The sequence below is a fragment of the Undibacterium sp. Tian12W genome (assembly GCF_049339405.1).
Lineage (GTDB): Bacteria > Pseudomonadota > Gammaproteobacteria > Burkholderiales > Burkholderiaceae_D > Undibacterium.
Map to the genome: position 1 here is coordinate 432,088 of NZ_JBMPPK010000002.1, position 23,108 is coordinate 455,195.

A 23,108-nucleotide genomic window follows, 5' to 3' on the forward strand; every position below is an offset into this window, starting at 1 on the left:
CAATTTTTTCCACAATGTAAGAGCTATCATTTTTCATGATACCCCTATTTTAATTCCATATTTTCCACCAGCGCGTATTCAATCTACACTGTGAACACAGCAGATTTCAAAGGAAGTCGAAGAAGCGCTGCAGCGAAATTTCGAAAGCTTCTTTTGATGTCTCTTTGGTCCGGATAAAAAGAAAATGCAGGCATGGCCGTTGTATTTGACATAATCAAATACGACAGGCGTAGTGTCTTGACATCGAATTTTGTCCAGGATTCGAATAAAATGGTAGTTATCACTACCAACGCAACGAGAGCCTATCTCTGATACCTCGCTATAGGCTCCGAGCAAAATTGTGTCTTACCGGATACAACGCATGCTCTTTGCGATCTAAATCACAAATTTTGGAGCCACCTTATGTCATCCGACACCACCATGGAGTCTGCTGGACTCTCGTCCCTTGCCAGAACAGGCAATAGAAATCAAGAAGCATCCAGTGATGCGCTTGAAGCCAGCCAGATCACCAGCCCCCCGCAATTGAATGATGTGCAACTTGACGATAAATATACGTCGAATAGCGGCACGATCTTTTTGTCAGGCATACAAGCCCTGGTAAGACTGCCGATGATGCAGCGCCAGCGCGACTTGGCTGCGGGCTTGAATACGGCGGGATTTATTTCCGGCTATCGCGGCTCTCCGCTGGGTGGTCTGGATGAAACATTGTGGAAAACCAAAAAACTGCTGGAGCAAAACCATGTGCAGTTCGTGCCCGGCGTTAATGAAGACCTGGCCGCAACTGCAGTATGGGGCTCGCAAACGGTAGACCTGATAGGCCCGGCCAAATACGATGGTGTATTTGGCATGTGGTACGGCAAAGGCCCTGGCGTGGACCGTAGTGCTGACGTATTCAAGCACATGAACCATGCTGGCACATCCAAACACGGCGGTGTATTGCTGGTGGCCGGTGATGACCATGGTGCGTATTCATCAACATTGCCACACCAGTCTGACCATATATTCTCTGCCTGCATGATCCCTATGCTCTACCCCAGCAATGTGCAGGAATACCTGGACCTGGGCTTGCATGCCTGGGCCATGTCACGTTTCTCAGGCTGTGCCGTTGGCTTCAAGGCGTTGGCGGATACCGTGGAATCCACTTCATCGGTGGATGCTGACCCTTTCCGCCTGCAAATCAAAATTCCGCAAGATTTTGTCATGCCCGAAGGTGGCCTGAACACGCGTTTGTCTCTGGATACCCTGGGCATACAGGCACGCAAGCAGGAAGCCCTGATGCAGGATTACAAAATCTATGCAGCCCTGGCGTATGCCCGCATCAATAAACTCAATCATGTCACCATAGACAGCCCGACGGCGCGTCTGGGCATCGTTGCCTCCGGAAAGTCTTACCTGGACGTGCTGGAAGCGCTGGAAGAACTGGGTATAGATGAAAAATTTGCTGCCGAGATAGGCATACGCCTGTTCAAGGTATCCATGCCCTGGCCACTTGAGCCGGATGGCGTGCGCGAATTCGCCCAGGGTCTCGATGAAATTCTGGTCGTTGAAGAAAAACGCCAGATGGTCGAGTACCAGCTCAAGGAACAACTATATAACTGGCGCGACGATGTACGCCCGCGCGTCATTGGCAAGTTCGATGAAAAAGGCGAATGGGTACATCCGCGTGGTGAATGGTTGCTGACTTCGAAGGCTGACTTTTCGGTAGCGCAAATTGCCCGCGTGATTTCTTCCCGCATCGCCCGCTTCCATACCAGCGATCTGATCAAGGCACGCCTGGCATTTTTGGAAGCCAAGGATGTCGTGCTCAGCAAGCAGGTCAATACACCTGCACGCCCGGCTTACTATTGCTCAGGTTGCCCGCACAATACTTCGACCAAGGTGCCAGAAGGCAGCCTGGCACTGGCAGGCATAGGTTGCCACGTCATGGCGACCGCGATTTACCCCGAATTCAATAAGCTGACTACCCACATGGGTGGTGAAGGTGCACCGTGGATAGGCCAGGCCGCATTCTCGACTTTGCCGCATGTGTTCCAGAACCTCGGTGACGGTACTTACTTCCATTCCGGTTATCTGGCAATACGCGCAGCCGTGGCTGCCAAGGTCAATATCACCTACAAGATTTTGTATAACGATGCAGTGGCGATGACGGGCGGACAACCCGTCGATGGCATTATCAGCGTACCGATGATGGCGCAGCAAATGGCAGCAGAAGGTGTCAAGCGCATCGCCCTGGTGACTGAGGATTTGTCACGTTACACAGACCGCTCCAACCTGCCCAGCTTTTTAACTCTGCATGACCGCAAGGATATGGATGCGGTGCAACGTGAATTGCGCGACATCCCTGGCGCGACCGTTCTTATTTACGACCAGACCTGTGCTGCAGAAAAACGTCGTCGTCGCAAAAAAGGTGAATTCCCTGACCCTAACCAGCGCATGTTCATCAATGAAGCAGTTTGTGAAGGCTGTGGCGACTGTGGCGTGCAATCCAACTGTACGTCCATCATGCCGGTGGAAACAGAATTTGGCCGCAAGCGCAGCATAGACCAGTCGTCTTGCAACAAGGATTATTCCTGCGTCAAGGGTTTCTGCCCGAGCTTTGTCACGGTAGAAGGCGGCAAGCTGGTCAAGTCCAAGACTGGCACGGCAAAGACTGATGATTTCGGCGCGCTTCCAGAGCCACAATTGCCAGCCTGTGAAAGCTCTTACAACATCCTGTTGAACGGCATAGGCGGCACAGGTGTGATCACGGTCGGTGCCTTGCTGGGCATGGCCGCGCATCTGGAAGGCAAGGGTGCATCAGTACTAGACATGACGGGCATGTCGCAAAAAAATGGCTCGGTGACTTCGCACATACGCATAGTCAATCAGGCTGGCAAATTGCGTGCACAACGTATAGCAACGGGCGAAGCTGATCTGATTTTGGGCTGCGATATCCTGACCGCTGGTGCACATGATGCCATTTCCAAAATGCGTGCAGACCGTACCCGTGCCGTCATCAATACTCATGAACAACCGACCGGCCCGTTCGCCAGGAACCCTGACTGGCAATTCCCGCTGGAGTCAGTTGAACACCTGATTTCTGAATCAGTCGGTGGCAATGTTGATTTCATCAATGCCACCAAACTGGCAACTGCCTTGATGGGTGACTCCATCGCCACCAATTTGTTCATGCTCGGCTTTGCTTACCAGAAGGGCGCTATACCCGTATCTGAAACCGCCTTGCTGCGCGCAATAGAACTGAATGGCGTGGCGATCGAGGCCAACAAGAAAGCCTTCCTCTGGGGCCGCCGTGCTGCGGTGGATTTTGCCCGCGTGGAAAAAATCGCCATCCCCGGCCAGCCTGTCGTCATCCAGATGCCGCAAAGCCTGGATGCCCTCATCAAACGCCGCATTGCGGTATTGACGGATTACCAGAACGCCGCCTATGCCCAGCAATATGCTGATCTCGTCGATAAAGTGCGCAAGGCGGAATCTGTATTGAATGCCGGTAACAAGTTCAGTATGGCAGTCGCCAAATATGCGTTCAAACTCATGGCCTACAAGGATGAATATGAAGTCGCACGCCTATATACCAATGGCGATTTCACCGCAAAACTCAAACAACAGTTTGAAGGCGACTTCAGCCTTAAATTCAATCTGGCTCCGCCTATCTTCTCAAAGAAAGATGGACAGGGTCATCTGGTCAAGGCGCAATACGGTTCTTGGGTCTGGCAGGCATTCAAACTGCTGGCCAAGCTCAAGGGCTTGCGTGGTACGGCACTGGATATCTTTGGCAAGACTGAAGAACGCAAGGCCGAGCGCGCTCTCATTGTTGAATACACTGCGCTGATGGAAAAACTGGCTGCAGGTTTGAATGCGGATAATCTGGAACAGGCTATTGCTCTCGCGGGCCTGCCTGAAAAGATACGCGGTTACGGCCATGTCAAAGAAAAGGCGATGCAGGCGTATCATGAGGAGAAAACGGTTTTGCTGAAGCCTCAAAATACAACAGTGATCAAGGAAGTGTCGCGCGTAGCGTGAACGATGATCAGACAAGGCTCACTTTGACAAAAGTGAGCCTTGCTGAATGTTGCAGAGCAAGCTGACCAAAACTTTATCCTGTTCCGTATGTTCAAAAAACTCTTGGTGATATCAATAGCCGCATCTGGCCTGTGCATGGCAACTGCCAATGCTGCACCAGCCTCAATTTTGCGCCTCTACTTACCCCGGCTGGCGCTGGCGAGGGAAGATGGCGAACGGCTTACTGAATTGAAACTGACGCAAGCCTGCGGAGAATTCTGGAGCTTGGCAGGCATCCCTAAAGACTGGAGTGTGGAAATTATCAGCCCGAGTTCTGGCACTGCGGTCTTGCATGCCAGCGCAGGTCATGGTGCTTCCAGTCTGTTTGATGTGCGCGCATGGAATGGGGTAGTACGCATAGCAGGTGCTCATGCTAGCTGCAAGGACTTGAGTGTGGTGCTTGTCACCGAAACAGGTGACAGACGCAAGGAATACCAATTGTCAGGGCGTGAATTGCAATTGCGCAAATGAACGGTGCAATTAAGCAAATATTCAAGCGGGGTACTTAATGCAAGAATTGCCAATCAACTAATATGAATGAATGCATGCAATCGATGAATTGCATGAAAAACATGATTTCAATTTTTAATTGACGTTTACGTTAACGTCATATAACTTAGCCTAACCCAAACACGATAATTATTGCTAAATAGCAATAGTCATTGTGATAAAACAAGACCGATGAGGAAGACATGACTGACCTGTCCGTTGCCCAGAACCTGACTGAATACAAACCTGCCAATAAAGTGCGCTTTGTTACCGCCGCTTCCCTGTTCGATGGCCATGATGCCTCGATCAATATCATGCGCCGTATTTTGATGGCGAATGGTGCAGAAGTGATCCATCTGGGTCATAACCGCTCGGTAGAAGAAATCGTCACTGCCGCCCTGCAGGAAGATGCCCAGGGCATCGCTATTTCCAGTTATCAGGGGGGCCATGTCGAATACTTCAAATACATGATAGACCTGCTCAAGCAACGCGGCGGTGCGCATATCAAGGTATTTGGCGGTGGCGGTGGTGTCATCGTGCCGGAAGAAATCGCCGACCTGCATGCCTATGGCGTAACGCGTATTTTCAGCCCTGAAGATGGCCAGCGCATGGGACTGGTGGGCATGATTTTGTCAATGATACAGGCTTGTGACAGTGACCTGTCCGGCTATGCACCAACAACGCTGGCAGTATTGCAGCAAGGCGATATCGCCGACAAGCATCGTCCGCTGGCGCAATTGATTACCGCGCTGGAAAACGACAAGGTCGCGCCGGAATTACGCACGCAATTGATGGATGCGGCAAAGGTGAGCAAGACACCTACCCTGGGTATCACGGGTACTGGTGGTGCGGGTAAATCTTCACTTACAGATGAATTGATACGCCGCATACGTCTGGACCAGGACGATCACCTGAATATCGCCCTGATTTCCATAGACCCATCGCGCCGCAAATCTGGCGGTGCTTTGCTGGGTGACCGCATACGCATGAATGCCATCAATCCCTGGAAGGGCAAACTCAAGGTTTTCATGCGTTCGCTGGCAACGCGTGAAGCGGGTTCAGAAATTTCACAAGCTCTGCCAGACGTCATCGCTGCCTGCAAGGTCGCCGGTTTCGATCTGGTCATCGTCGAGACTTCAGGCATAGGCCAGGGTGATGCGGCGATCGTGCCGCATGTTGATGTATCGATGTATGTCATGACGCCAGAATTTGGTGCTGCATCGCAGCTCGAAAAAATCGACATGCTGGATTTTGCCGATTTTGTCGCCATCAATAAATTTGACCGCAAAGGTGCACAGGATGCCCTGCGCGATGTCGCCAAACAATACCAACGCAACCGCGAACTGTGGACACAGAAGCCAGATGAAATGCCAGTCTATGGCACACAAGCTTCACGCTTCAATGATGATGGCGTGACTGCGCTTTACCAAGGCATTTTGCCCGCATTGGTGCAGCGTGGTTTGCTGGCCAAACCCAGCAAGCTGGCAGCGATCAGCGTCAAATATTCCAGTGCCAAAAATGTGATTGTGCCTCCAGCCCGCAGCCGTTACCTCGCCGAGATTGCCGATACGGTACGCGCCTATCACAAGAATACCGGCAAGCAGGTCTTGATCGCCCGTGAACGCCAGCAACTGCAAGAGACCAAACGCATGCTGTCAGTGGCAGGCAAGTCTGCTGATTTTGATGACTTGATTACCGAGCGTGAAAACCGTTTGGATGGCGAATCCAAAAAACTCATCAGCATGTGGCCAGACATGCAGGCTGCTTATGCCGGTGATGAATATGTCGTCAAAATCCGCGACAAGGAAATCCGCACCCGCCTGGTACAGCAATCTCTTTCTGGCACCAAGATACGCAAGGTGGCTTTACCGCGCTTTGTCGATCACGGTGAAATCCTGCGCTGGTTGATGCTGGAAAACGTGCCTGGCTCATTCCCTTTCACCGCTGGTGTGTTCGCCTTCAAACGCGAAGGCGAAGACCCTACCCGCATGTTTGCCGGTGAGGGTGATCCTTTCCGTACTAACCGCCGTTTCAAGCTGGTGTCGCAAGGCATGGATGCGAAACGCCTATCGACTGCATTTGACTCAGTGACCCTGTACGGCGCGGACCCGGCCATACGTCCTGACATCTACGGCAAGGTCGGTAACTCTGGCGTTTCCGTTGCAACGCTGGAAGACATGAAGGTCTTGTATGATGGCTTTGATCTGTGCGACCCGGCCACATCGGTATCCATGACCATCAACGGCCCTGCACCGACGATACTGGCTTTCTTCATGAATACTGCCATCGACCAGCAGATGGAAAAATTCCGCATCGATAACAAGCGTGAACCCACCGCAGATGAATCCGCCAAGATACGCGCCTGGGTATTGCAGAACGTGCGCGGCACCGTGCAGGCAGATATCCTGAAAGAAGACCAGGGCCAGAACACCTGCATCTTCTCGACAGAATTCTCCTTGAAGGTCATGGGTGACATACAGGAATATTTCGTCCATCACCAGGTGCGCAATTTCTATTCTGTTTCCATCTCCGGCTACCATATTGCCGAAGCAGGTGCGAACCCGATTTCTCAACTGGCGTTCACGCTGTCAAATGGCTTCACCTTTGTCGAAGCCTATCTGGCACGCGGCATGCATATCGATGATTTTGCGGCCAACCTGTCCTTCTTCTTCAGCAACGGCATGGACCCTGAATACACGGTGCTGGGCCGCGTGGCCCGCCGTATCTGGGCAGTGGCAATGCGTGACAAATATGGTGCGAATGATCGCAGCCAGAAACTCAAATATCATATCCAGACCAGTGGCCGTTCCCTGCATGCACAAGAGATCGATTTCAACGATATCCGCACAACATTGCAAGCCCTGATCGCGATCTACGACAACTGCAACAGCCTGCACACCAATGCCTATGATGAGGCGATCACCACGCCTACTGATGAATCAGTGCGCCGTGCCCTGGCGATCCAGCTCATCATCAACCGTGAATGGGGTCTGGCGAAAAATGAAAACCCTATACAGGGCAGCTTCATCATCGAAGAACTGACCGACATGGTAGAAGAAGCCGTGATGCAGGAGTTTGAGCGCATCGCCGAACGCGGTGGTGTACTGGGTGCCATGGAAACCGGTTACCAGCGCGGCAAGATACAGGAAGAATCCATGCACTATGAACACCTGAAACATGACGGCACCTTGCCCATCATCGGTGTGAATACCTTCCGCAATCCTAAAGCCAATGACACGCCGCAAAAGATAGAACTGGCGCGTTCTACCGAAGAAGAAAAGCAATCGCAATTGCAACGCCTGGCGGATTTCCATGGACGTCATGCGGATGTGGCACCGAAGGCGCTGGCAGCCTTGCAGCAGGCGGCGATCAATAATGAGAATGTGTTTGCCAGGTTGATGGATGCGGCAAGGGTTTGTTCTTTGGGGCAGATTACTACTGCGCTTTTCGAGGTTGGAGGACAATATCGTCGCAACATGTAGCTGAGTCACGCCGATAATGTGTCACGCTGATAAATCCAATTAGCGGGCGCATAGCTGCGTTGCAAATGCGCGCAATACCGACGTATTGCTGTGCTTTGCGCCTTGCTCTGCATCCCGCGAATTGAATTTCTCAGCGTGCCACGGATACGGTTGGCTGGCGACGCTGCGCGTGCCGGTGTAAAACTTGATGCCTATTGAATTTCTTGATGTCCCTCGAAGTTCAGAGAAATTTCATTCGTTTAAAATATGAGATTTTGAGGATTCCTATATGGATTTCGAATCGGTTTTCAAAACGTGGTTGGGATTATCTCTTGCAGAAACGACTTCGCCTGAAATCAAAGCATACTCATTTAATTTGTTTGAAAATGCCAAAAATCAGAATTCAAAATTTGGCATTGAATTGATTGGTGCCGGTAGTTTTGATTCTACTGACGCCGACTGGGCATGCGATGAAGTGTGGCAGCCAGAAACAAGGGCAATTGATATACCTTTGTCTTTTTCAGGTTCCGAATGGGAAACCTGTTTATCTAGGATTGAAATCCTTGTCAGCGCGTATCTCAAGCATGAGGCGGCAGCTAAAGCCTTGTTGGATAGTCGAGCTGTAGGTGTTGGTTTTTTAGATGGTGACCTATCACTTTTGTGGCAGTCGCAATAATTCTTACGCGCGAGTGTTAAATGCTAGTAGCAACAAACAATACGTGTGATTCATCAAAGCCCGGAACTTCCGGGCTTCTTTGTTTTTTGCTCGGCGCTATTTATTGCTAGAATACCTATCTACATTTAATCTGGTCATGGCTGCGGTCTGCGGCTTTCAGGAGTATTTCATGCGTACCATTCTTGTTTTAGCTAGCATCTCTATTCTTGCTGCCTGCAACAAACCTCCAGAACCCAAGGTGGAGCCTAGTGCTTCGGCTAATTTTCTTTCCGAGCAGAAAGCGCAGCTGGATAAGGCGAAAGAGGCGGCGCAGTTGATGCAGCAGAAGGCGGATGAACAAAGGGCGATTGTTGAGGTCCAAACGGGTGGGGCTGTTGCCAAGCCTGCGAAAGGTGATGCGGGCAAGTAATACTGTTTGTGAGGCACTTCGCGGTTGGTAAGCGGTATGTGTTTTTCCTTTAGGGAGCATTCATGTTGATTTCTTTTCGTCGTCTTGCCCTGGTTTCCTGTCTTAGCCTGCCTTTACTTGCTCATGCGCAATTGCCTGTGCAGGCCAATCCTGATCATGAGGCCATGCTGGACAGTGCGGATGCGCGGCTGGCTGCGAATAAGCGGCTGGTGTATGACTTTTGGCGGGAAGTGTTTGAAGGCGGGCATATGGAGCTGGCGGACAAATATCTGGCCGAGTCCTATATGCAGCACAACCCCGGAGTAGGGACAGGGCGTGCGGCATTTGTCGAGTTGTTCAGCAAATTCGTCAAACCCAAGGACATACAGGCTAAGGTCAAGGCGCCGCTGGTGGCGATTACTGCCGAGGGCGATAAAGTGATTTTGAGCTTTGTCAGTACCGTGCCAGATCCCAAAGATGCTAACAAGAAATACACGACGACCTGGTTTGACATGTTCCGCATAGAGAATGGCAAGATTGCAGAGCACTTGGACCCGGCTTTAAAAGACAGTCATTGAGAGGTTTGCAGACAGATGTTGCATAAAAATTTGATTTCAGAGGCGGCATCTTTGCCCAGCGCCTGGCGGTCTGCCATCCTGGGCAAGGCTGGTGGTGCGCAAGTCAAGGTCTTGCGCATGGATGAATGCGATTATCCTGATGAAACGCATGATTTTACTGAGGCCTTGCTGGTGCTCGATGGGCAAATGAATCTTGATATTCACGGCGAGATTGTCGCTATCAAAGCGGGTGAGCTGTATCTGGTGCCTGCGCATACGCCGCATGCGGTTGCGGCGGGTAGCAGGGGTACCCTGATTATTATTGATCAATAATGCAGCATTGCAGCAATGCAGAATTGAGTTTTGGCTGTAGCTTGTAAATCCTCTTGAATCTATATTTAAAATGGAGACGGCATCATGCAAAAAATCACCCCTACCCTCTGGTTTGATCATCAGGCTGAAGAAGCAGTACATTTTTACCTCGACATCTTCAAGGATGCAAAAATCCTGGATGTAGTCCGCTATGGCGAAGGTGCCCCTCTGCCCAAGGACACGGTGTTGACGATCAAGTTCACCATGGCCGGGCAAGAATTCGTCGCCCTGAATGGTGGGCCTGTGTATAGTTTTACTCCTGCCATTTCCTTCGTCATCGATTGTGAAACGCAGGAAGAGGTGGATTATTACTGGGACAAATTGTTGGCGGGCGGTGGTCAGGAAAGCCAGTGTGCCTGGCTCACTGACAAATATGGCCTGTCCTGGCAAGTTGTACCCCAAGCATTGATCCGTTATCTCAGTGATGCCGACCAGGAAAAGTCACAAAGAGTCATGATGGCCATGTTCCAGATGAAGAAAATCATCATTGCCGACTTGGATAAAGCCTATGCCGGATGAGTTTGTAAAAAATGTAAATTTTGTAAATATTTCTACCTATATCCAAGTTTTGATTTTATTTATGTAAGATTGCCAGACCCCAATTTCAGCGTATGCATTGCTATGAATCGCTGATTGCCAGTCTATAAGCCACTTACATCCAAAGGTAAATAAAATTGAAACTACCAAAGCCATTGATTGCTGCGTCTTTTTTATTCGCCATGGCGGGGTTTGCCATGGCTGAGACCGTCGTCGTGAATCCTTACGGTAAATACCTCGAAGGTGAGGATGTGGAAGTGGAAATGGCGCAATTTGCTGGCAGAAATCCTGATGGCTTGTATGATATTTTGCTGAAGATGAAGGGGGCTGCGGCATTCAATGCCGGTATCGATGGCAAGACCATCAAATACCGCGCAGTACATGGCGGCTCAGGTGTGGATTATCAGCTCAATGGCAAGACACGCATGTCGCTAAGGCAAAATTCAGGCGGTTCTGCTTCGACTTATCAGGTGTTCCTTGATGGCAGAACAATTTCCATCAATGAGGTAAAAACAAAATCGCAAGAAGTGCGTCCCCTGCATTTACTGACTGCCTCGACGGAAGCGACGAAATAAGCTGCGCTAGCAGTTTCAGCCCTAAGTTTCATTATCAATGCCTGTCCAGATGACAGGCTTTTTTTTTGCCCGCTTTCGGTGACGGGCGTCCAACACATAAATACATTAATGGCTAAAATAGCTGCAATCTGTGTGCTGTCATTTGGTGGCACATATCATTCATTTACAGGTCACTGAGTGTTCAAATAGCACTCACATGGCATTCACATAGCGTTGCATGTACAAGCATGTCTCATCGGAATCATATGCATACCAAAAAACTTTTACTGAATTTGTTTGAATACAAAGCCTGGGCTAATACTGACTTGTATCAACTCATGGGAACTGTATCGCCAGCCGAACATGCGCGTGAGCTGCATGATGCAATAAGAATACTCAATCATATCTACGTGGTGGATCAGATTTTCATCGCCAATCTGCAAAGTGAGCAGCATGGCTTTACTGCCTTGAACACCAAAGAAACACCCACACTGGCTGATTTGCAGCATGGTGTGCAGCATGTTGACCGCTGGTATATAGACTATGTCGCAGCACAACCTGAAACCAGGTTTGCAGACGACATACGTTTTAGCTTTGTCGACGGTACCCCTGGCTGCATGTCACGTGGCGAGATGTTATTGCACGTAGCGACTCATGGTAATTATCACCGGGGTGCAGTGGGTCGCATCTTGTTTCAGACTGGCAAACAACCGCCAAAAGACACCTTGACGGTATTTTTAAGCCGCCAGGCTGTGGATAAGCCTTGATGGCAATACGGCTTGCCAGTGAAAAAGATGCCGCCGCATTGCAGGAAATCTACCGGCTCTGCATCATCGAAGCCACATGGCAAATCCGCCCGCCTGGGACTATTCCTGATTTTGCGGCGGTTTCCGGCGGTGAAACCATCTGGGTCGCGGTAGATAGCAGCGACCAGGTGCTGGCTTTGCTGGCTGTGCAAGAAGAACATGCCTACATCCACCATTTATATGTGCACCCCATGGTGCAAGGCCAGGGAGCAGGGCGGGCTTTATTGCAGCATCTGCAGGCGCACCTGGCATTTCCATGGCAACTCAAATGTGTAGCAAGCAATCATGCTGCCATTGCGTTTTACCGTCACCTGGGCTGGCGCGAACTGGAGATGGGGACAGGAGAAGACGGTTCTTATTACTTGCTTCAATTTGTTTGACTATGAAGCGTTATGGATATAGCAAGATTCATGTTGCCAGATAGCACGATTGCTGAAGATGCTGTTATTCTGTTGCCCACAGGATTTGCTGCTTGTAGTCTGGGCGGGTTTGATGAATACTCGAATATGCGCTGTATTTTCTAAAAACACTGTTGGTACTGTTTTCAAATCAGTCAGGGATGCCTATGCCAGGCCAAGTGGAATTATCCAGAATTGCCCTATACCGCGCCATGGTAGAGCAAGCTCTGGATGCGTTGCTGGTCATGGAAGGTGGTGTTTTCATTGACTGCAATCCCAGTGCTGAGAAAATGTTTGGTTTTTCAAGAGAGCAGTTGCTGTCCAGTTCGCCTGTGCATTTGTCTGCCGCCACGCAATTTGATGGTCAGGATTCAGTGACTGCGGCCAACCGTTACATCGAGCTGACCCTTGCTGGTAAGCCACAACGCTTTGAATGGGCTTCACGCCGGGCTGATGGTAATTTATTCACTTCTGAAGTTGCTCTTAACCTTCTTGAAGACCATGGCAGGCGATGCATTATTGCTGCGGTACGTGATATTTCTGAACGCAAGCAGGCCGAGCTGACGGCGCGCAAGAAAAATGAAAAGCTGCGTGTTTTACTTGAAAATTTCCCCGGCGGCGTCTCCCTGATTGATGAAAATCTCAGGTTCGTCGCCTGGAATGAAGAATTATTGCGCATGCTGGACTTGCCCGCAGCGCTGTTCGAGGGCAGGCAGCCGCTGGTCAGCGAGATATTCGAGGCCAATATCAGGCGCGGAGAATATGGTGAATTCAGTAGCGCCAGCGATGAAGATAAGCTGGCCAAGCTCATGGCCATCATACAAAGTGACAAGCCCTATTCCTATGAGCGTATACGTTCTGACGGCAGCATCATTGAAGTGCGGGGTGTCCCGGTAGATGGTGGTGGCGTGGTTACTACCTGTCTGGATGTGACAGCCAAACGCCGTATAGAAATCGAATTCCACAAACAGTCATTATTCCTCAAGGCAGTGCTGGAACACATGCCCCAGGGCTTGAGTGTGTTTGATGAACAACTGAAACTGTATTTATGGAACCAGGGTTTTCTCGATGTGCTCGACTATCATCCTGATGCGATCTACGAGGGCGTGCCATTTGAAGATTTATTGCGCATCATGGCTACGCGTGGTGAGTATGGTGAAGGTGATATAGAAGAGCTCATCAATTCCCGCCTGAGCCTGGCAAGACAGTTTCAGGCCCACCAGTTTGAGCGCGTAAGGCCAAATGCCCACACCCATCTTGTGCAGGGCAGGCCCATCCATGAAAACGGCAAGCTGCAGGGCTTTGTCACCACCTATACCGATATCACTGAACTTAAAAAAGTGCAGACTGCCTTGTCGAAAGCCAATGCGCTGCTGGAACAGAATATCGCCGAGCGCACGACCGAATTGCGCCATACCCAGGATGATCTGATGCGCAGTGAAAAGCTGGCTGCGCTGGGTTCTCTGGTAGCGGGTGTGGCCCACGAACTCAATACCCCCATCGGCAACAGCCTGCTGACGGCCAGTACCCTGCAAGCCAAGACCCAGGAATTTGCGCAAAAGATTAGCGATGGCAATATCCGCCGCTCGGACCTGACTGCCTATCTGCAGGCCGCGCAACATGCCAGTGAGCTCATCGAGCATGGCTTGAACAATGCGGCTGACCTGGTGGCCAGCTTCAAGCAGGTGGCAGTAGATCAGGCCAGTTCCAAGCGCCGCCGCTTCCAGCTCAACAAGGTTTGCCATGACGTGATTGCCACCATGATGGCCAAGATACGTCAGGCGGGCCTGCAGATCAGCGTGGATATTCCTGAGCAGATAGAGCTAGACAGTTTCCCGGGACCACTAGACCAGGTGATCTGTAACCTGATTGACAATGCCATCCTGCACGCCTTTGAAGGCAAATCTGATGGCCAGATCTGGATCAGTGCCACTATGCTGGGCCAGGACAGGGTGGAGCTGCGTTTTGATGATAATGGTGTCGGCATACCAGCAGAAAACCTTGGGCGTGTATTTGATCCCTTCTTCACCACCAAACTCGGTCAGGGCGGCACCGGACTGGGCATGAATATAGTCTATAACATCGTCACCAGCCTGCTCGGAGGTGATATCCGTATAGAAAGTGAGGAGGGGGCGGGCACCAGTTTCATCATGCAAATCCCCCTGGTCGCGACCGTTAACGACACAGACCCCGATACTGACCCCGATACCGACCCCGCTGACTAAGCTACTCGGGTATTGCCGGTTTCAGGCAGGTGGTCGGCTATACTGCTTTTCTTTTTGCACCAGGAAAGCATCACATGTCTCAATCTCCCGCCTGCCCGGTTTGTTCGATGGAAAACACTTATCCGGATGGCGATAATTATATTTGTGCCGATTGTGCACATGAATGGCCCATGCAGGCTGCCACCAGCGCTGACGACAATGATGAGCGCATAATCAGGGATTCAAATGGCAATGTACTGGCAGACGGCGACGCTGTTGTCCTCATCAAGGACCTCAAAGTCAAAGGCTCATCGACCACCCTGAAGATGGGGAGCAAGGTAAAAAGCATACGCCTGGTCAGCGGCGATCATGAAGTCGATTGTAAAATGGATGCAGGTAATTTCATGTTGAAAGCCTGTTATCTGAAAAAAGTCTGACACGGGTTAAACATACACGGGTTAAACATACATCTAATCGGGAGCAAAGCATGCGGCACATATTGGTTTATGGCGATTCCATGTCCTGGGGCTTGATCCCGACAACGCGCAAACGCCTGAATTTTGAAGAGCGCTGGCCCGGTGTGCTGGAGATAGGCTTGAATAGCGCCGACCAGCATGTGCGCGTGGTCGAAGATTGCCTGAATGGCCGCCGCACTGTCTGGGAAGATCCCTTCAAACCGGGCCGCAATGGCTCGCAAGGCCTGGCGCAGCGCATAGAAACCCTGACGCCTTTGTCTCTTGTCATCGTCATGCTCGGTGTGAATGATTTCCAGTCCATGCACCAGAATAATGCCTGGCTGTCTGCACAGGGGCTGGCCGTCATCATCAATACCATACGCCAGGCGCCGGTAGAACCCGGCATGCAAATCCCGCCGATACTTATCGTTGCACCACCTATGCCATATGACCCCAAGGGCATGATAGCGCCCAAGTTTGTCGGTTGCGAAGAAAAGTGTGAAGGCCTGGCCGAAGCTTATAAAGAAGTAGCGGCCGCTGCTGGCTGCCATTTCTTTGATGCTGGCAGTGTCGTGACATGCAGTGAATACGATGGCGTGCACCTGGATGCTGACCAGCACCTTATCCTGGGTTGGGAACTGGTCGGTGTTGTTACGTCTATGCTGAAATGAAGCTTGAAAAATAAGTTTGAAAAATAAGTTTGAAACTAAGTTTGAAGATTAAGTTCGAAATGAAATTCTATGACTGCTGATTTGCATGCCATACAAAACCTGCTTGCGAGGTTTGCCAATAGCTTTGACCTGAAAGACTGGGATGCCTTGAGCGCCTGCCTTGCCAGTTCCATCCATACTGATTACTCAGATTTGCGCGGCACACCGCCTGAGCAGATGAGCAATCAGCATTATGCAGAATTACGCCGCATCGCCCTGCAAGACTTGCAGACCCATCATCTGAGCGGCAATACTGAAATTGAATTGAACGATGCTGCTGCAAATGCAAAAGTCTCCACCATTATTTTTCGCAAGAATGCAGATGGCCAGACCCTGCACACGCATTGCCTGTATCAATTTGGCTTGAGTAAATCCAGTGGGCAATGGCTGATCAATTTCATCGTCCAGAAAGTGTTCTGGAGTGATGGCCAGACGGCGATACATGCAGGTATCGTCAAATAACAAAGCCACCCTGGGGGGCTTTGTTATTGCGCTATAAGGCCAGACGTGTCTGGCCAAATGCAAGGTGCTTATCAGGCAAATTGTATCTGCCCATCGTAAATGCCTACCAGTGTAATCGCTGCAGAAGTATCAGTGGCTGTCACAGCAGATGCAATCGCGATGCCATTCGTGATGGAGGCCTCAGGCGTCAGGAAATTCAAGCCCCATTCCACAGCGAACTGATTGGCGACCTTGATTTTATTATCGAGCAGATTGACGACCCAGCCCCAGGTCGCGTCGCCCGTGAAGGCACGCGCGCCTGCCAGCACTGCGCTGACCATGGAGCCACGGCTCTGTATGCCGGTATCGAGTTCATTGAGCCAGTATTTGAGGCCCGCTGCATCCGCACCATCTGCCCTGCCCATGGCATTCTTGTAAATGATATTGATAAAATCAGTATTGCTGAGGCTGGCGCTGTAACCGGTCTGTGCCGGGAACTGCGCAGCCGCCAGGAAGAAGGCATCGCCTATCTGTTTGAAGCTCATGCCAGACTTGAATTGTGTGATCCAGTAATCCAGGCCATCCGCATCAGGCACACGGTTGAAATAGGCTACATACAATTCTTCCAGCGCCTTCAATTCACCGGTCTTAATGGTATGCGCATTGTCATACACCGTGGTGTTGACGATGTAGTCAGTGAATTGAATTTTTTCTACATTGTGGGCAGCCCAGTAAGCCGCATTCTGGTTACCTAGCAACATGGTGTTGTTGCCGATTTCCCAGACAAAATAACTGCCGCCACCTGTACCCAGTTTGGCGTTGATGACCAGGGTATCTGTGCCCGCACCTCCATCAATGTAATCATAGCGTACGGACTGAGGCGCACTCAGACCTATCGTATTATTGCTGCCATCAAACTGGTAAATAGTGTTATTGGCATTCAGACTGCTGCTGGCACCACTGACATTGATGATGGTTTTGTCCAGCGTGGTGGTTTCTGTTTGCTGCGTGGTGTTCAGGTTTTTGCGTATATAGCCGGTATTGTCTATGGTCGTCAGGCTCAGGCTGGCCCCAGCCTTGTAGGCACCGGAGCCATAGGCATCAAAGTAGAGCTTGTCTGTGGTATTGACCGTGTTGCCAGCGATCTTCCAGGTGTAAGCCAGCAGGCTGGCATCAGGCACTGATGGCTGGTAAATGCCAGGTATGCTGGAATACAGGTCGAGGTAGTCGCCAATGGCAGCATAATATTTGAGGGCAAAGGCTTCTTTTTCAGGCGCGCTGAAGGCGACACCCAGATGATTCATTTTTGAATCCTGGGTCGCACGCCATATGCCAGTGTTGCGGTAATAGCCGCCCTGGTAAGTACCCACCACGCCAAGATCACCATCCTGAAAACCCAGCCATGCAGACCATGGTATGCGGTTCAGCGAATCGGTCACATGCGGGCTGGCCAGAAAGCCGGGATCTGTCGTTGGGTAATTACTGGCAATGGATGTATCTACATATTCATCCTGCAAACCGGCAAAGCTGTGGCCTATCTCATGCAGTACGACTTCAGCCGATGAAATATTTCCGGCAGATGCCCAGGCGATGGAACCGCCGGCGCCACCATACAGCGCCGTATTGACCAGCACCACGACCAACTCATGCGCATCACTGGCGACGGCGCTGTTGACGTAAGAAGTGACCTTGGAAATATCACCATACAGCAAACGCCCATCACTGCCATGCTGGCTCGCATCAAAATAGGTATTGACGCTGATATTCTGGTTGGGCTGGTCAGTTCCTGATTGGGTTGAGGCGACAAAAATGGCACTGGCATTGAACAGGTTTTTGTATGGCGAGAATGGCGCATTCAGTTTGGCATTCGAATCACCCAGCATATTGTCGAGAAATTTTTGCGCATCTGCCAAAAACTTGGCGCGCTCCGCAGCCGTATAACCTTCGGCAACGAAGACGATATCAACGCGGTTTTTGCTGCTGCCGGTATTCAGTAAGGGGGTGACGTCTGCCATGATGGGTGAGCCTTGTAGATAGTAGCGAGTTTTTCAGCGACACGGATAAGTGCGTCGCCAGGTCAAGAATAAGCCCGTAAATATATTAACCAAAAACAGGCAAACGCTATCGTACAACAATGTCTATGTAAAAAGACACGTATTTCATGTAGGGATTTGCAACAAGTGTTGCAAAATTGAACGGCGGCATTGACGGTTCATTTTCTGGCGCTGGCGGTCTGCGCAAACAAGCATGTCCAGCTGTTAATAGACATCCCGTTTGTACAATCCCGACTCAGCCATCTGTTCCAGTTTATCCAGACCCAGCATATTACTCAAGGTCTGGTGCACATCTTCTGCCATTCCTTGCAGGCTACCGCACACCAGAATGGCTGCGCCCTCTTCTACCCATGCCACTATGTCTGCCTGTTGCTCTTGCAAGGTATGCTGTACATACCGGCGTTGGGCCTGGTCGCGGGAAAAGCACAGGTTCAGTTTGTTAAGCACACCACTGGCTTGCCAGTCCTGTATTTCCTGACTATGGAAAAAATCATGCGCCTCGTTTCTTTCACCAAAAAACAACCAGTTGCGTAAATGACCACGGGCAGCGCGCGCTTTGATATGGGCACGCAAGCCTGCCAGGCCTGTGCCGTTGCCTATCAGTATCAGGGGATGGTCTTGCGATGGCGTGTGGAAGTTACGGTTTTCGCGTATGCGCAGTTTGATGCTTTGTCCTATTTCTGCATGGGCTGTCAGCCAGCCCGAACCTATGCCCAGGCTGCCATCCGGGCGGCGCATTTGCCGCACCAGCAATTCCAGCTTGCCATCGGCAGGCAGGGAAGAAATCGAATATTCACGATGTGGCAGGGCAGGGCGTTCTTCAGAGGTATTTTCATTCGCTGTCTGGGGCGGATAGTCAGGGCCAATTTCTGCGATATCACCGGCCTGCCAGATATATTCACCGCTACCTGCGTCTTGCTCTGGAACACAGGCGATGCGGTAAGCGGGCCCACCGAGGCTGCCAGGATTGAGCAATTCTCTCTCAGTCAGTATCCATTCCTGATAAGCCGGTTTGCTCCAGTCAGCCATTTCTGTATGGCCGCTGAGCAAGCCCAGATAATGCTGCCAGTGTCGCAAGGCTGCTTCATCGCCATTATCGACTTCTATCATGTCAAACAGGCTATGTGCGTGCTGGTGCTTGAGCCACAGATCTACCCTGTGGGCAAATGCGCAGAATTGCTGATAATGCCTGTCACCGAGTGCCAGTACGGCGAAATGCAAATGCGATAAATCGATTTTCTGGCTCATGAGCAGACGTGTGAATGACGCTGCATTGTCAGGCGCATCACCTTCGCCAGTAGTGCTGAGTATGAATAAAATGCGGCTGGTCTTGCTTAAAGTTTCTGCCTTGATAGCGGCCAGGCTGCTCACAGCAACACTCATACCGGCATCCTGCAAATGCTGTGCAGTCTTGACGGCGATTTGTTCTGCAAAACCAGTCTGGCTCGCATAGGCGATCAGGACGTTCTGTGCATTTGCCTGATTTGGTTCAGCACCAAAACCATGGTGTTGTGTGGCCAGTTCATCTTTATGCCTGCGCAGGGTTTGCAGACAAAAACTCAGGTAGCTGATAGCGACCAGTGCAGTGCTGTATTGTTTTTGTGCTGGAGAAGGAAGAAAAAAGCTGGCCAGGCACAAGAGCGTCAAGGCCAGGCAGATACGGTTCATCCAGCTTAAAGAGGGCAGGCGCATACGCGATTAATCCAGCATGGCACGCAAGGCCTTGCTCATTTTTTCTTCAAAACCAGACGCGGTTCTTTGCAGGAACAGGGCCGCGATCTGATGTTGTTCGGCATACTCCAGACCGGCAGCGCAACCCAGCACCGTCAGCGCAGTAGCCATGGCATCTGCCACCATGCATTCAGGGTGCAGCACCGTGACCGAGGCAAGATCATTCTCTACCGGATAACCAGTGCGCGGATCAAGCGTATGCGCATAGCGGCGGCCATCCTGTTCAAAATACTGGCGGTAATCGCCAGAAGTCGCAATCGACAGGCCATGCAGGGCGACCAGATATTCCTTGTCCAGTTTTTTTGTATTTTCTGCAGGGCTTTCTATCCTGACCCACCAGGGTGACTGGTCTTTTTTCATGCCGAGTCCGCGTAATTCTCCACCGAGTTCTATCAGGTAACTGCTGATTTTATTCGCATCGAGATAACGGGCAATCTGGTCCAGCGCAAAGCCCTTGGCAATTGAGGATAAGTCCAGCGCAACGCTGCTGGTGCCCGTGCCAGTCTGGCGTATGCGCTGGTTCAGGTGATCCAACTCCAGTGATTTCCAGTTGCCACAGCTCAGGGCAAGGTCGATCTCGGTTTGTGAGGGAACGTCTTCGCGTTTGCCCGCAGGACCAAAGCCCCACAGATCAACCAGCTTGCCTGCGGTAATGTCGTAAGCTCCGGCTGTTTGCTGGGAAAGATACAAACTGTAATCGACCAGCTTGAAAAATTCTGCTGGCAAGGATTGCCAGTCATTGGCCGCTGTGCGATTGAACTCGCATAGATGTGACGCTGTGTCCCAGGTACTCATCTGCATGACGACCTGGTTCAGCTCGGCTTCTATACCCGCCTGCAATTCGTGCACATCGTGGGCTGGCAGGCAGAGTAGCTGCACAGTCCAGCTGGTGCCCATGCTCAGCCCACTGAGTGTATGGCTGATCGCATGGGCAGGCGGGATTTGCGGTTCCGCCACATCCAGCGGTATAAAAACACGACGCATATTGCTCAGTATGTATTACTTAGTATTATTGCTTAGTATTGATGACTATTATTGCGGCAACACTTCCAGTGTGGCTACATAGCTGGCTATCCTGGATTTGGCCGGGGCCTTGACTTGCTTGTCGTCCTTGATTTCTGCTTCCATCCAGTACAGGCCTGCATTTGCCCAGGTCACGCTGAACTTGCCATCGCTATCAGTGACGAAAGTTTTTTCATCAAGCTTCTGACGGTAACGTACGCCACCAGCTATCAGGGTGACACTAACCTTGGCTGCCGGTTTGCCATCCAGGGTCAGGCGGAATTGTGCTGTTTCACCGGCGACCAGATCATTCGGGTGAGTGGCACCACTAAGTTCCAGGCCGCTGCCGGTAATTTCCATCGCTTTACCGCCGGGTTTGCCATTCGTGACGAAGGTTTCAACGCGGCCACTGCGTTGTGTGACTTGCAGTTCTTCTGCATTGGCTGGCACTTCTTTGGCAAAAGTTTCTGCCGTACCGCGCCAGCGCTTGACCTTGCCTTCTTCCTTGTAACTGGCGAACAGGCCTTCATTCAACAGACCAATTTTATAGCTGCCAATCTGGCTGAGCTTGACATCGAAACTGCTGCGGTATTTGCCGGTATTGGCATTTTCCGGTTTCAGCGCAGTGCCGTCTGGTGCTGTGATAAACAGATTATCAAGTTTCAGCGCATTGTGATCAAACACAAACACATCGGTAGCAGCAGCTGCATCGACGGTCACCCATGGGGTATTGCCTGCCACCACAGTTGAGGACGGTACCAGGAAGGCGCGGTGCGCCTGCGCCGTGAATGCTGCGCAAGCCAGTGCCGAGAACAGAGCGATTTTTTTAAAATTTTTCATGATTATCCTTGAGCCAGTCTTATTTGATCGTCACAGCAATAGTTCCCAGCTCATGGCTGCCCTGGGCTTTGAGGTTTTGCTCGCCTTTGGCTTGCCACTGGAACGGTACTTTAACCACTTCACGGCCACCGCCTTCACGTGCAGCTTCAACGATAAGCTGATAGTCACCTGCTGGCAGTTTCGCCAATATACCTTTGTCACCCGCAAAACTCAGGGTTTGTTCACCGGTAGTACGGGTAGCACCACTGACGCCTTCGACCGGCATTTGTAATTCACGGCCACTACGACGCCACCACTGGCGCATGTCCTTGAGCCACTTCGTACCTTCATTGTCCTTTTTCTTCAAGTCATACCAGACAGCCAGGTTGCCAGCAAATGTCTGGTCTGGTTTTTCCAGCCAGATGGCAACATAGGGCTTGTGATATTCAGCCACATTCAGACGCGGTACTTCGACTTTCAAAGTCAGGTCAGCCGCGACAGCATTCATGGCCGGGACGCCCAGCAGACTGGTGATGGCAAACGGGAGCAATTTACGCATGGATAGACAACCTTATTGAGAACAAAGTAAGAACAAAGAATGAACGGTTTTAGATAATTAATGGATAAACATCAGGGCAAGTATCAGAGGCAGCACAAGTCCAAACACCACCACCGGCCAGGTACTTGGCCGTTTGCCTGCATGCATCTTCAGCAGGAACAGACCAGTCACACAAAAAATCAGGCAGACCACGGCAAAGGCATCGATAAACCAGTTCCATGCTGTGCCGGTATTACGGCCTTTATGCAAGTCATTGAAATAGGCAATCCAGCCACGGCTGGTCAGCTCATATTCCACTTCCCCATTGTCCAGTTCTATGCGCAACCAGGCATCGCCACCGGGTCGGGGCAAGCCTATATAGACTTCTTCCGGTGACCATTCCGGTGCCTGGTCACCCAGTTTTACTCCCATATCCTGTGCCAGCCATTCACTGACATCGCGGGGTATGGCGGCATCATCGATATTTTTCAAAGCATTCAACTGCGACAACAAGGCAAATGGCAGCTTGCCTTCTTTCTTGCTAACCACAGGATGCGCTTCTATCTGGGCCGAATGATTCAGGGTGATGCCTGTCGCGGCAAACAGGATCATCGCAATCAGACAAAGTGCTGAACTGATCCAGTGCCATTGATGTAAATGGCGCAACCAGAAAGCCCGGCTTTGTTGTTGCGATAAATTGTCCGTACCTGCTTGCATGAATTTATTCTTGTTCATTCTAAATGATAACTATTCTCAATTGTACATGGAGTCGTGCCGGAAAAGCACTGGGAATTGTACATTTTTGTTTCCTGTATAGAGAGCGATAAACAATTTGACAAGTCTTTGATGAGTCTTTG

General features: G+C 50.9%; 21 protein-coding genes. 15 read left to right on the plus strand and 6 right to left on the minus strand.

Going from position 1 to position 23,108, the window contains the following annotated elements:
• Positions 1–402 precede the first annotated feature (402 nt).
• The 15 genes from ACO0LI_RS03950 (at position 403) to ACO0LI_RS04020 (ending at position 16,128) form a co-directional block, all read left to right on the plus strand.
• On the plus strand, positions 403–4,020 hold the full coding sequence (locus ACO0LI_RS03950; RefSeq protein ID WP_423031007.1) for an indolepyruvate ferredoxin oxidoreductase family protein: 3,618 nt from the start codon (positions 403–405) through the stop codon (positions 4,018–4,020).
• Between the two features lie 39 nt (positions 4,021–4,059).
• Positions 4,060–4,530 (plus strand): hypothetical protein, encoded by a 471-nt coding sequence (locus ACO0LI_RS03955; RefSeq protein WP_423031009.1) that lies wholly within the window; start codon positions 4,060–4,062, stop codon positions 4,528–4,530.
• Between the two features lie 221 nt (positions 4,531–4,751).
• Entirely contained in the window at positions 4,752–8,030 is a 3,279-nt protein-coding gene (gene icmF, locus ACO0LI_RS03960) for a fused isobutyryl-CoA mutase/GTPase IcmF (RefSeq protein ID WP_423031011.1), read from the plus strand.
• 268 nt (positions 8,031–8,298) lie between these two features.
• Positions 8,299–8,685 (plus strand): hypothetical protein, encoded by a 387-nt coding sequence (locus tag ACO0LI_RS03965; RefSeq protein WP_423031013.1) that lies wholly within the window; start codon positions 8,299–8,301, stop codon positions 8,683–8,685.
• 169 nt (positions 8,686–8,854) lie between these two features.
• The gene (locus ACO0LI_RS03970; RefSeq protein ID WP_423031015.1) at positions 8,855–9,094 is read left to right on the plus strand and encodes a hypothetical protein; all 240 of its coding nucleotides are present in this window, start codon (positions 8,855–8,857) and stop codon (positions 9,092–9,094) included.
• A 62-nt stretch (positions 9,095–9,156) separates the two neighbouring features.
• Positions 9,157–9,651 (plus strand): nuclear transport factor 2 family protein, encoded by a 495-nt coding sequence (locus ACO0LI_RS03975; protein WP_423031017.1) that lies wholly within the window; start codon positions 9,157–9,159, stop codon positions 9,649–9,651.
• A 15-nt stretch (positions 9,652–9,666) separates the two neighbouring features.
• A complete protein-coding gene (locus ACO0LI_RS03980) occupies positions 9,667–9,963 on the plus strand; it encodes a cupin domain-containing protein (protein WP_423031019.1) in 297 nt (98 codons plus the stop codon).
• 84 nt (positions 9,964–10,047) lie between these two features.
• Positions 10,048–10,521, plus strand: coding sequence for a VOC family protein (locus ACO0LI_RS03985; protein WP_423031021.1), 474 nt, complete (start codon positions 10,048–10,050; stop codon positions 10,519–10,521).
• A 155-nt stretch (positions 10,522–10,676) separates the two neighbouring features.
• Entirely contained in the window at positions 10,677–11,114 is a 438-nt protein-coding gene (locus tag ACO0LI_RS03990) for a hypothetical protein (protein WP_422974656.1), read from the plus strand.
• Between the two features lie 245 nt (positions 11,115–11,359).
• On the plus strand, positions 11,360–11,860 hold the full coding sequence (locus ACO0LI_RS03995) for a DinB family protein (RefSeq protein WP_423031023.1): 501 nt from the start codon (positions 11,360–11,362) through the stop codon (positions 11,858–11,860).
• Positions 11,860–12,279 (plus strand): GNAT family N-acetyltransferase, encoded by a 420-nt coding sequence (locus ACO0LI_RS04000; protein ID WP_423031026.1) that lies wholly within the window; start codon positions 11,860–11,862, stop codon positions 12,277–12,279. The genes ACO0LI_RS03995 and ACO0LI_RS04000 overlap by 1 nt, the downstream gene beginning before the upstream one ends.
• 185 nt (positions 12,280–12,464) lie before the next feature.
• Positions 12,465–14,522, plus strand: a complete 2,058-nt coding sequence (locus ACO0LI_RS04005; RefSeq protein WP_423031028.1) for a PAS-domain containing protein — start codon at positions 12,465–12,467, stop codon at positions 14,520–14,522.
• 74 nt (positions 14,523–14,596) lie between these two features.
• On the plus strand, positions 14,597–14,938 hold the full coding sequence (locus tag ACO0LI_RS04010; protein WP_423031030.1) for a zinc ribbon domain-containing protein YjdM: 342 nt from the start codon (positions 14,597–14,599) through the stop codon (positions 14,936–14,938).
• Positions 14,939–14,988: 50 nt separating this feature from the next.
• Positions 14,989–15,627 (plus strand): SGNH/GDSL hydrolase family protein, encoded by a 639-nt coding sequence (locus tag ACO0LI_RS04015; RefSeq protein ID WP_422949176.1) that lies wholly within the window; start codon positions 14,989–14,991, stop codon positions 15,625–15,627.
• A 69-nt stretch (positions 15,628–15,696) separates the two neighbouring features.
• Positions 15,697–16,128 (plus strand): nuclear transport factor 2 family protein, encoded by a 432-nt coding sequence (locus ACO0LI_RS04020; RefSeq protein ID WP_423031032.1) that lies wholly within the window; start codon positions 15,697–15,699, stop codon positions 16,126–16,128.
• Between the two features lie 71 nt (positions 16,129–16,199).
• Here the strand turns inward: ACO0LI_RS04020 and ACO0LI_RS04025 are convergent, their stop codons facing one another.
• The 6 genes from ACO0LI_RS04025 to ACO0LI_RS04050 form a co-directional block, all read right to left on the minus strand.
• The gene (locus ACO0LI_RS04025; protein ID WP_423031034.1) at positions 16,200–18,122 is read right to left on the minus strand and encodes a M64 family metallopeptidase; all 1,923 of its coding nucleotides are present in this window, start codon (positions 18,120–18,122) and stop codon (positions 16,200–16,202) included.
• A gap of 243 nt (positions 18,123–18,365) precedes the next feature.
• The gene (locus ACO0LI_RS04030) at positions 18,366–19,829 is read right to left on the minus strand and encodes a sulfite reductase subunit alpha (RefSeq protein WP_423031066.1); all 1,464 of its coding nucleotides are present in this window, start codon (positions 19,827–19,829) and stop codon (positions 18,366–18,368) included.
• A gap of 30 nt (positions 19,830–19,859) precedes the next feature.
• Positions 19,860–20,876, minus strand: coding sequence for an FAD:protein FMN transferase (locus ACO0LI_RS04035; protein WP_423031036.1), 1,017 nt, complete (start codon positions 20,874–20,876; stop codon positions 19,860–19,862).
• A gap of 48 nt (positions 20,877–20,924) precedes the next feature.
• Complete coding sequence (locus tag ACO0LI_RS04040; protein WP_423031038.1) at positions 20,925–21,734, minus strand: DUF4198 domain-containing protein; 810 nt, start codon at positions 21,732–21,734, stop codon at positions 20,925–20,927.
• A gap of 19 nt (positions 21,735–21,753) precedes the next feature.
• Positions 21,754–22,272 (minus strand): DUF2271 domain-containing protein, encoded by a 519-nt coding sequence (locus ACO0LI_RS04045; RefSeq protein WP_422949171.1) that lies wholly within the window; start codon positions 22,270–22,272, stop codon positions 21,754–21,756.
• Positions 22,273–22,329: 57 nt separating this feature from the next.
• Positions 22,330–22,986 carry a PepSY-associated TM helix domain-containing protein gene (locus ACO0LI_RS04050; RefSeq protein ID WP_423031040.1) on the minus strand — a complete coding sequence of 219 codons (657 nt, stop codon included), beginning with the start codon at positions 22,984–22,986 and terminating at the stop codon, positions 22,330–22,332.
• Positions 22,987–23,108 lie beyond the last annotated feature (122 nt).

Coding starts and splice junctions, on each gene's coding strand:
- icmF (WP_423031011.1), top strand. CDS start 4,752: ATGACTGACCTGTCCGTTGCCCAGAACCTGACTGAATACAAACCTGCC.
- ACO0LI_RS04035 (WP_423031036.1), bottom strand. CDS start 20,876: ATGCGTCGTGTTTTTATACCGCTGGATGTGGCGGAACCGCAAATCCCG.
- ACO0LI_RS04025 (WP_423031034.1), bottom strand. CDS start 18,122: ATGGCAGACGTCACCCCCTTACTGAATACCGGCAGCAGCAAAAACCGC.
- ACO0LI_RS03985 (WP_423031021.1), top strand. CDS start 10,048: ATGCAAAAAATCACCCCTACCCTCTGGTTTGATCATCAGGCTGAAGAA.
- ACO0LI_RS04030 (WP_423031066.1), bottom strand. CDS start 19,829: ATGAACCGTATCTGCCTGGCCTTGACGCTCTTGTGCCTGGCCAGCTTT.
- ACO0LI_RS04040 (WP_423031038.1), bottom strand. CDS start 21,734: ATGAAAAATTTTAAAAAAATCGCTCTGTTCTCGGCACTGGCTTGCGCA.
- ACO0LI_RS04010 (WP_423031030.1), top strand. CDS start 14,597: ATGTCTCAATCTCCCGCCTGCCCGGTTTGTTCGATGGAAAACACTTAT.
- ACO0LI_RS03950 (WP_423031007.1), top strand. CDS start 403: ATGTCATCCGACACCACCATGGAGTCTGCTGGACTCTCGTCCCTTGCC.
- ACO0LI_RS04000 (WP_423031026.1), top strand. CDS start 11,860: ATGGCAATACGGCTTGCCAGTGAAAAAGATGCCGCCGCATTGCAGGAA.
- ACO0LI_RS03975 (WP_423031017.1), top strand. CDS start 9,157: ATGTTGATTTCTTTTCGTCGTCTTGCCCTGGTTTCCTGTCTTAGCCTG.
- ACO0LI_RS04045 (WP_422949171.1), bottom strand. CDS start 22,272: ATGCGTAAATTGCTCCCGTTTGCCATCACCAGTCTGCTGGGCGTCCCG.
- ACO0LI_RS04050 (WP_423031040.1), bottom strand. CDS start 22,986: ATGAACAAGAATAAATTCATGCAAGCAGGTACGGACAATTTATCGCAA.
- ACO0LI_RS04005 (WP_423031028.1), top strand. CDS start 12,465: ATGCCAGGCCAAGTGGAATTATCCAGAATTGCCCTATACCGCGCCATG.
- ACO0LI_RS03995 (WP_423031023.1), top strand. CDS start 11,360: ATGCATACCAAAAAACTTTTACTGAATTTGTTTGAATACAAAGCCTGG.
- ACO0LI_RS03970 (WP_423031015.1), top strand. CDS start 8,855: ATGCGTACCATTCTTGTTTTAGCTAGCATCTCTATTCTTGCTGCCTGC.
- ACO0LI_RS03980 (WP_423031019.1), top strand. CDS start 9,667: ATGTTGCATAAAAATTTGATTTCAGAGGCGGCATCTTTGCCCAGCGCC.
- ACO0LI_RS03965 (WP_423031013.1), top strand. CDS start 8,299: ATGGATTTCGAATCGGTTTTCAAAACGTGGTTGGGATTATCTCTTGCA.
- ACO0LI_RS04015 (WP_422949176.1), top strand. CDS start 14,989: ATGCGGCACATATTGGTTTATGGCGATTCCATGTCCTGGGGCTTGATC.
- ACO0LI_RS04020 (WP_423031032.1), top strand. CDS start 15,697: ATGACTGCTGATTTGCATGCCATACAAAACCTGCTTGCGAGGTTTGCC.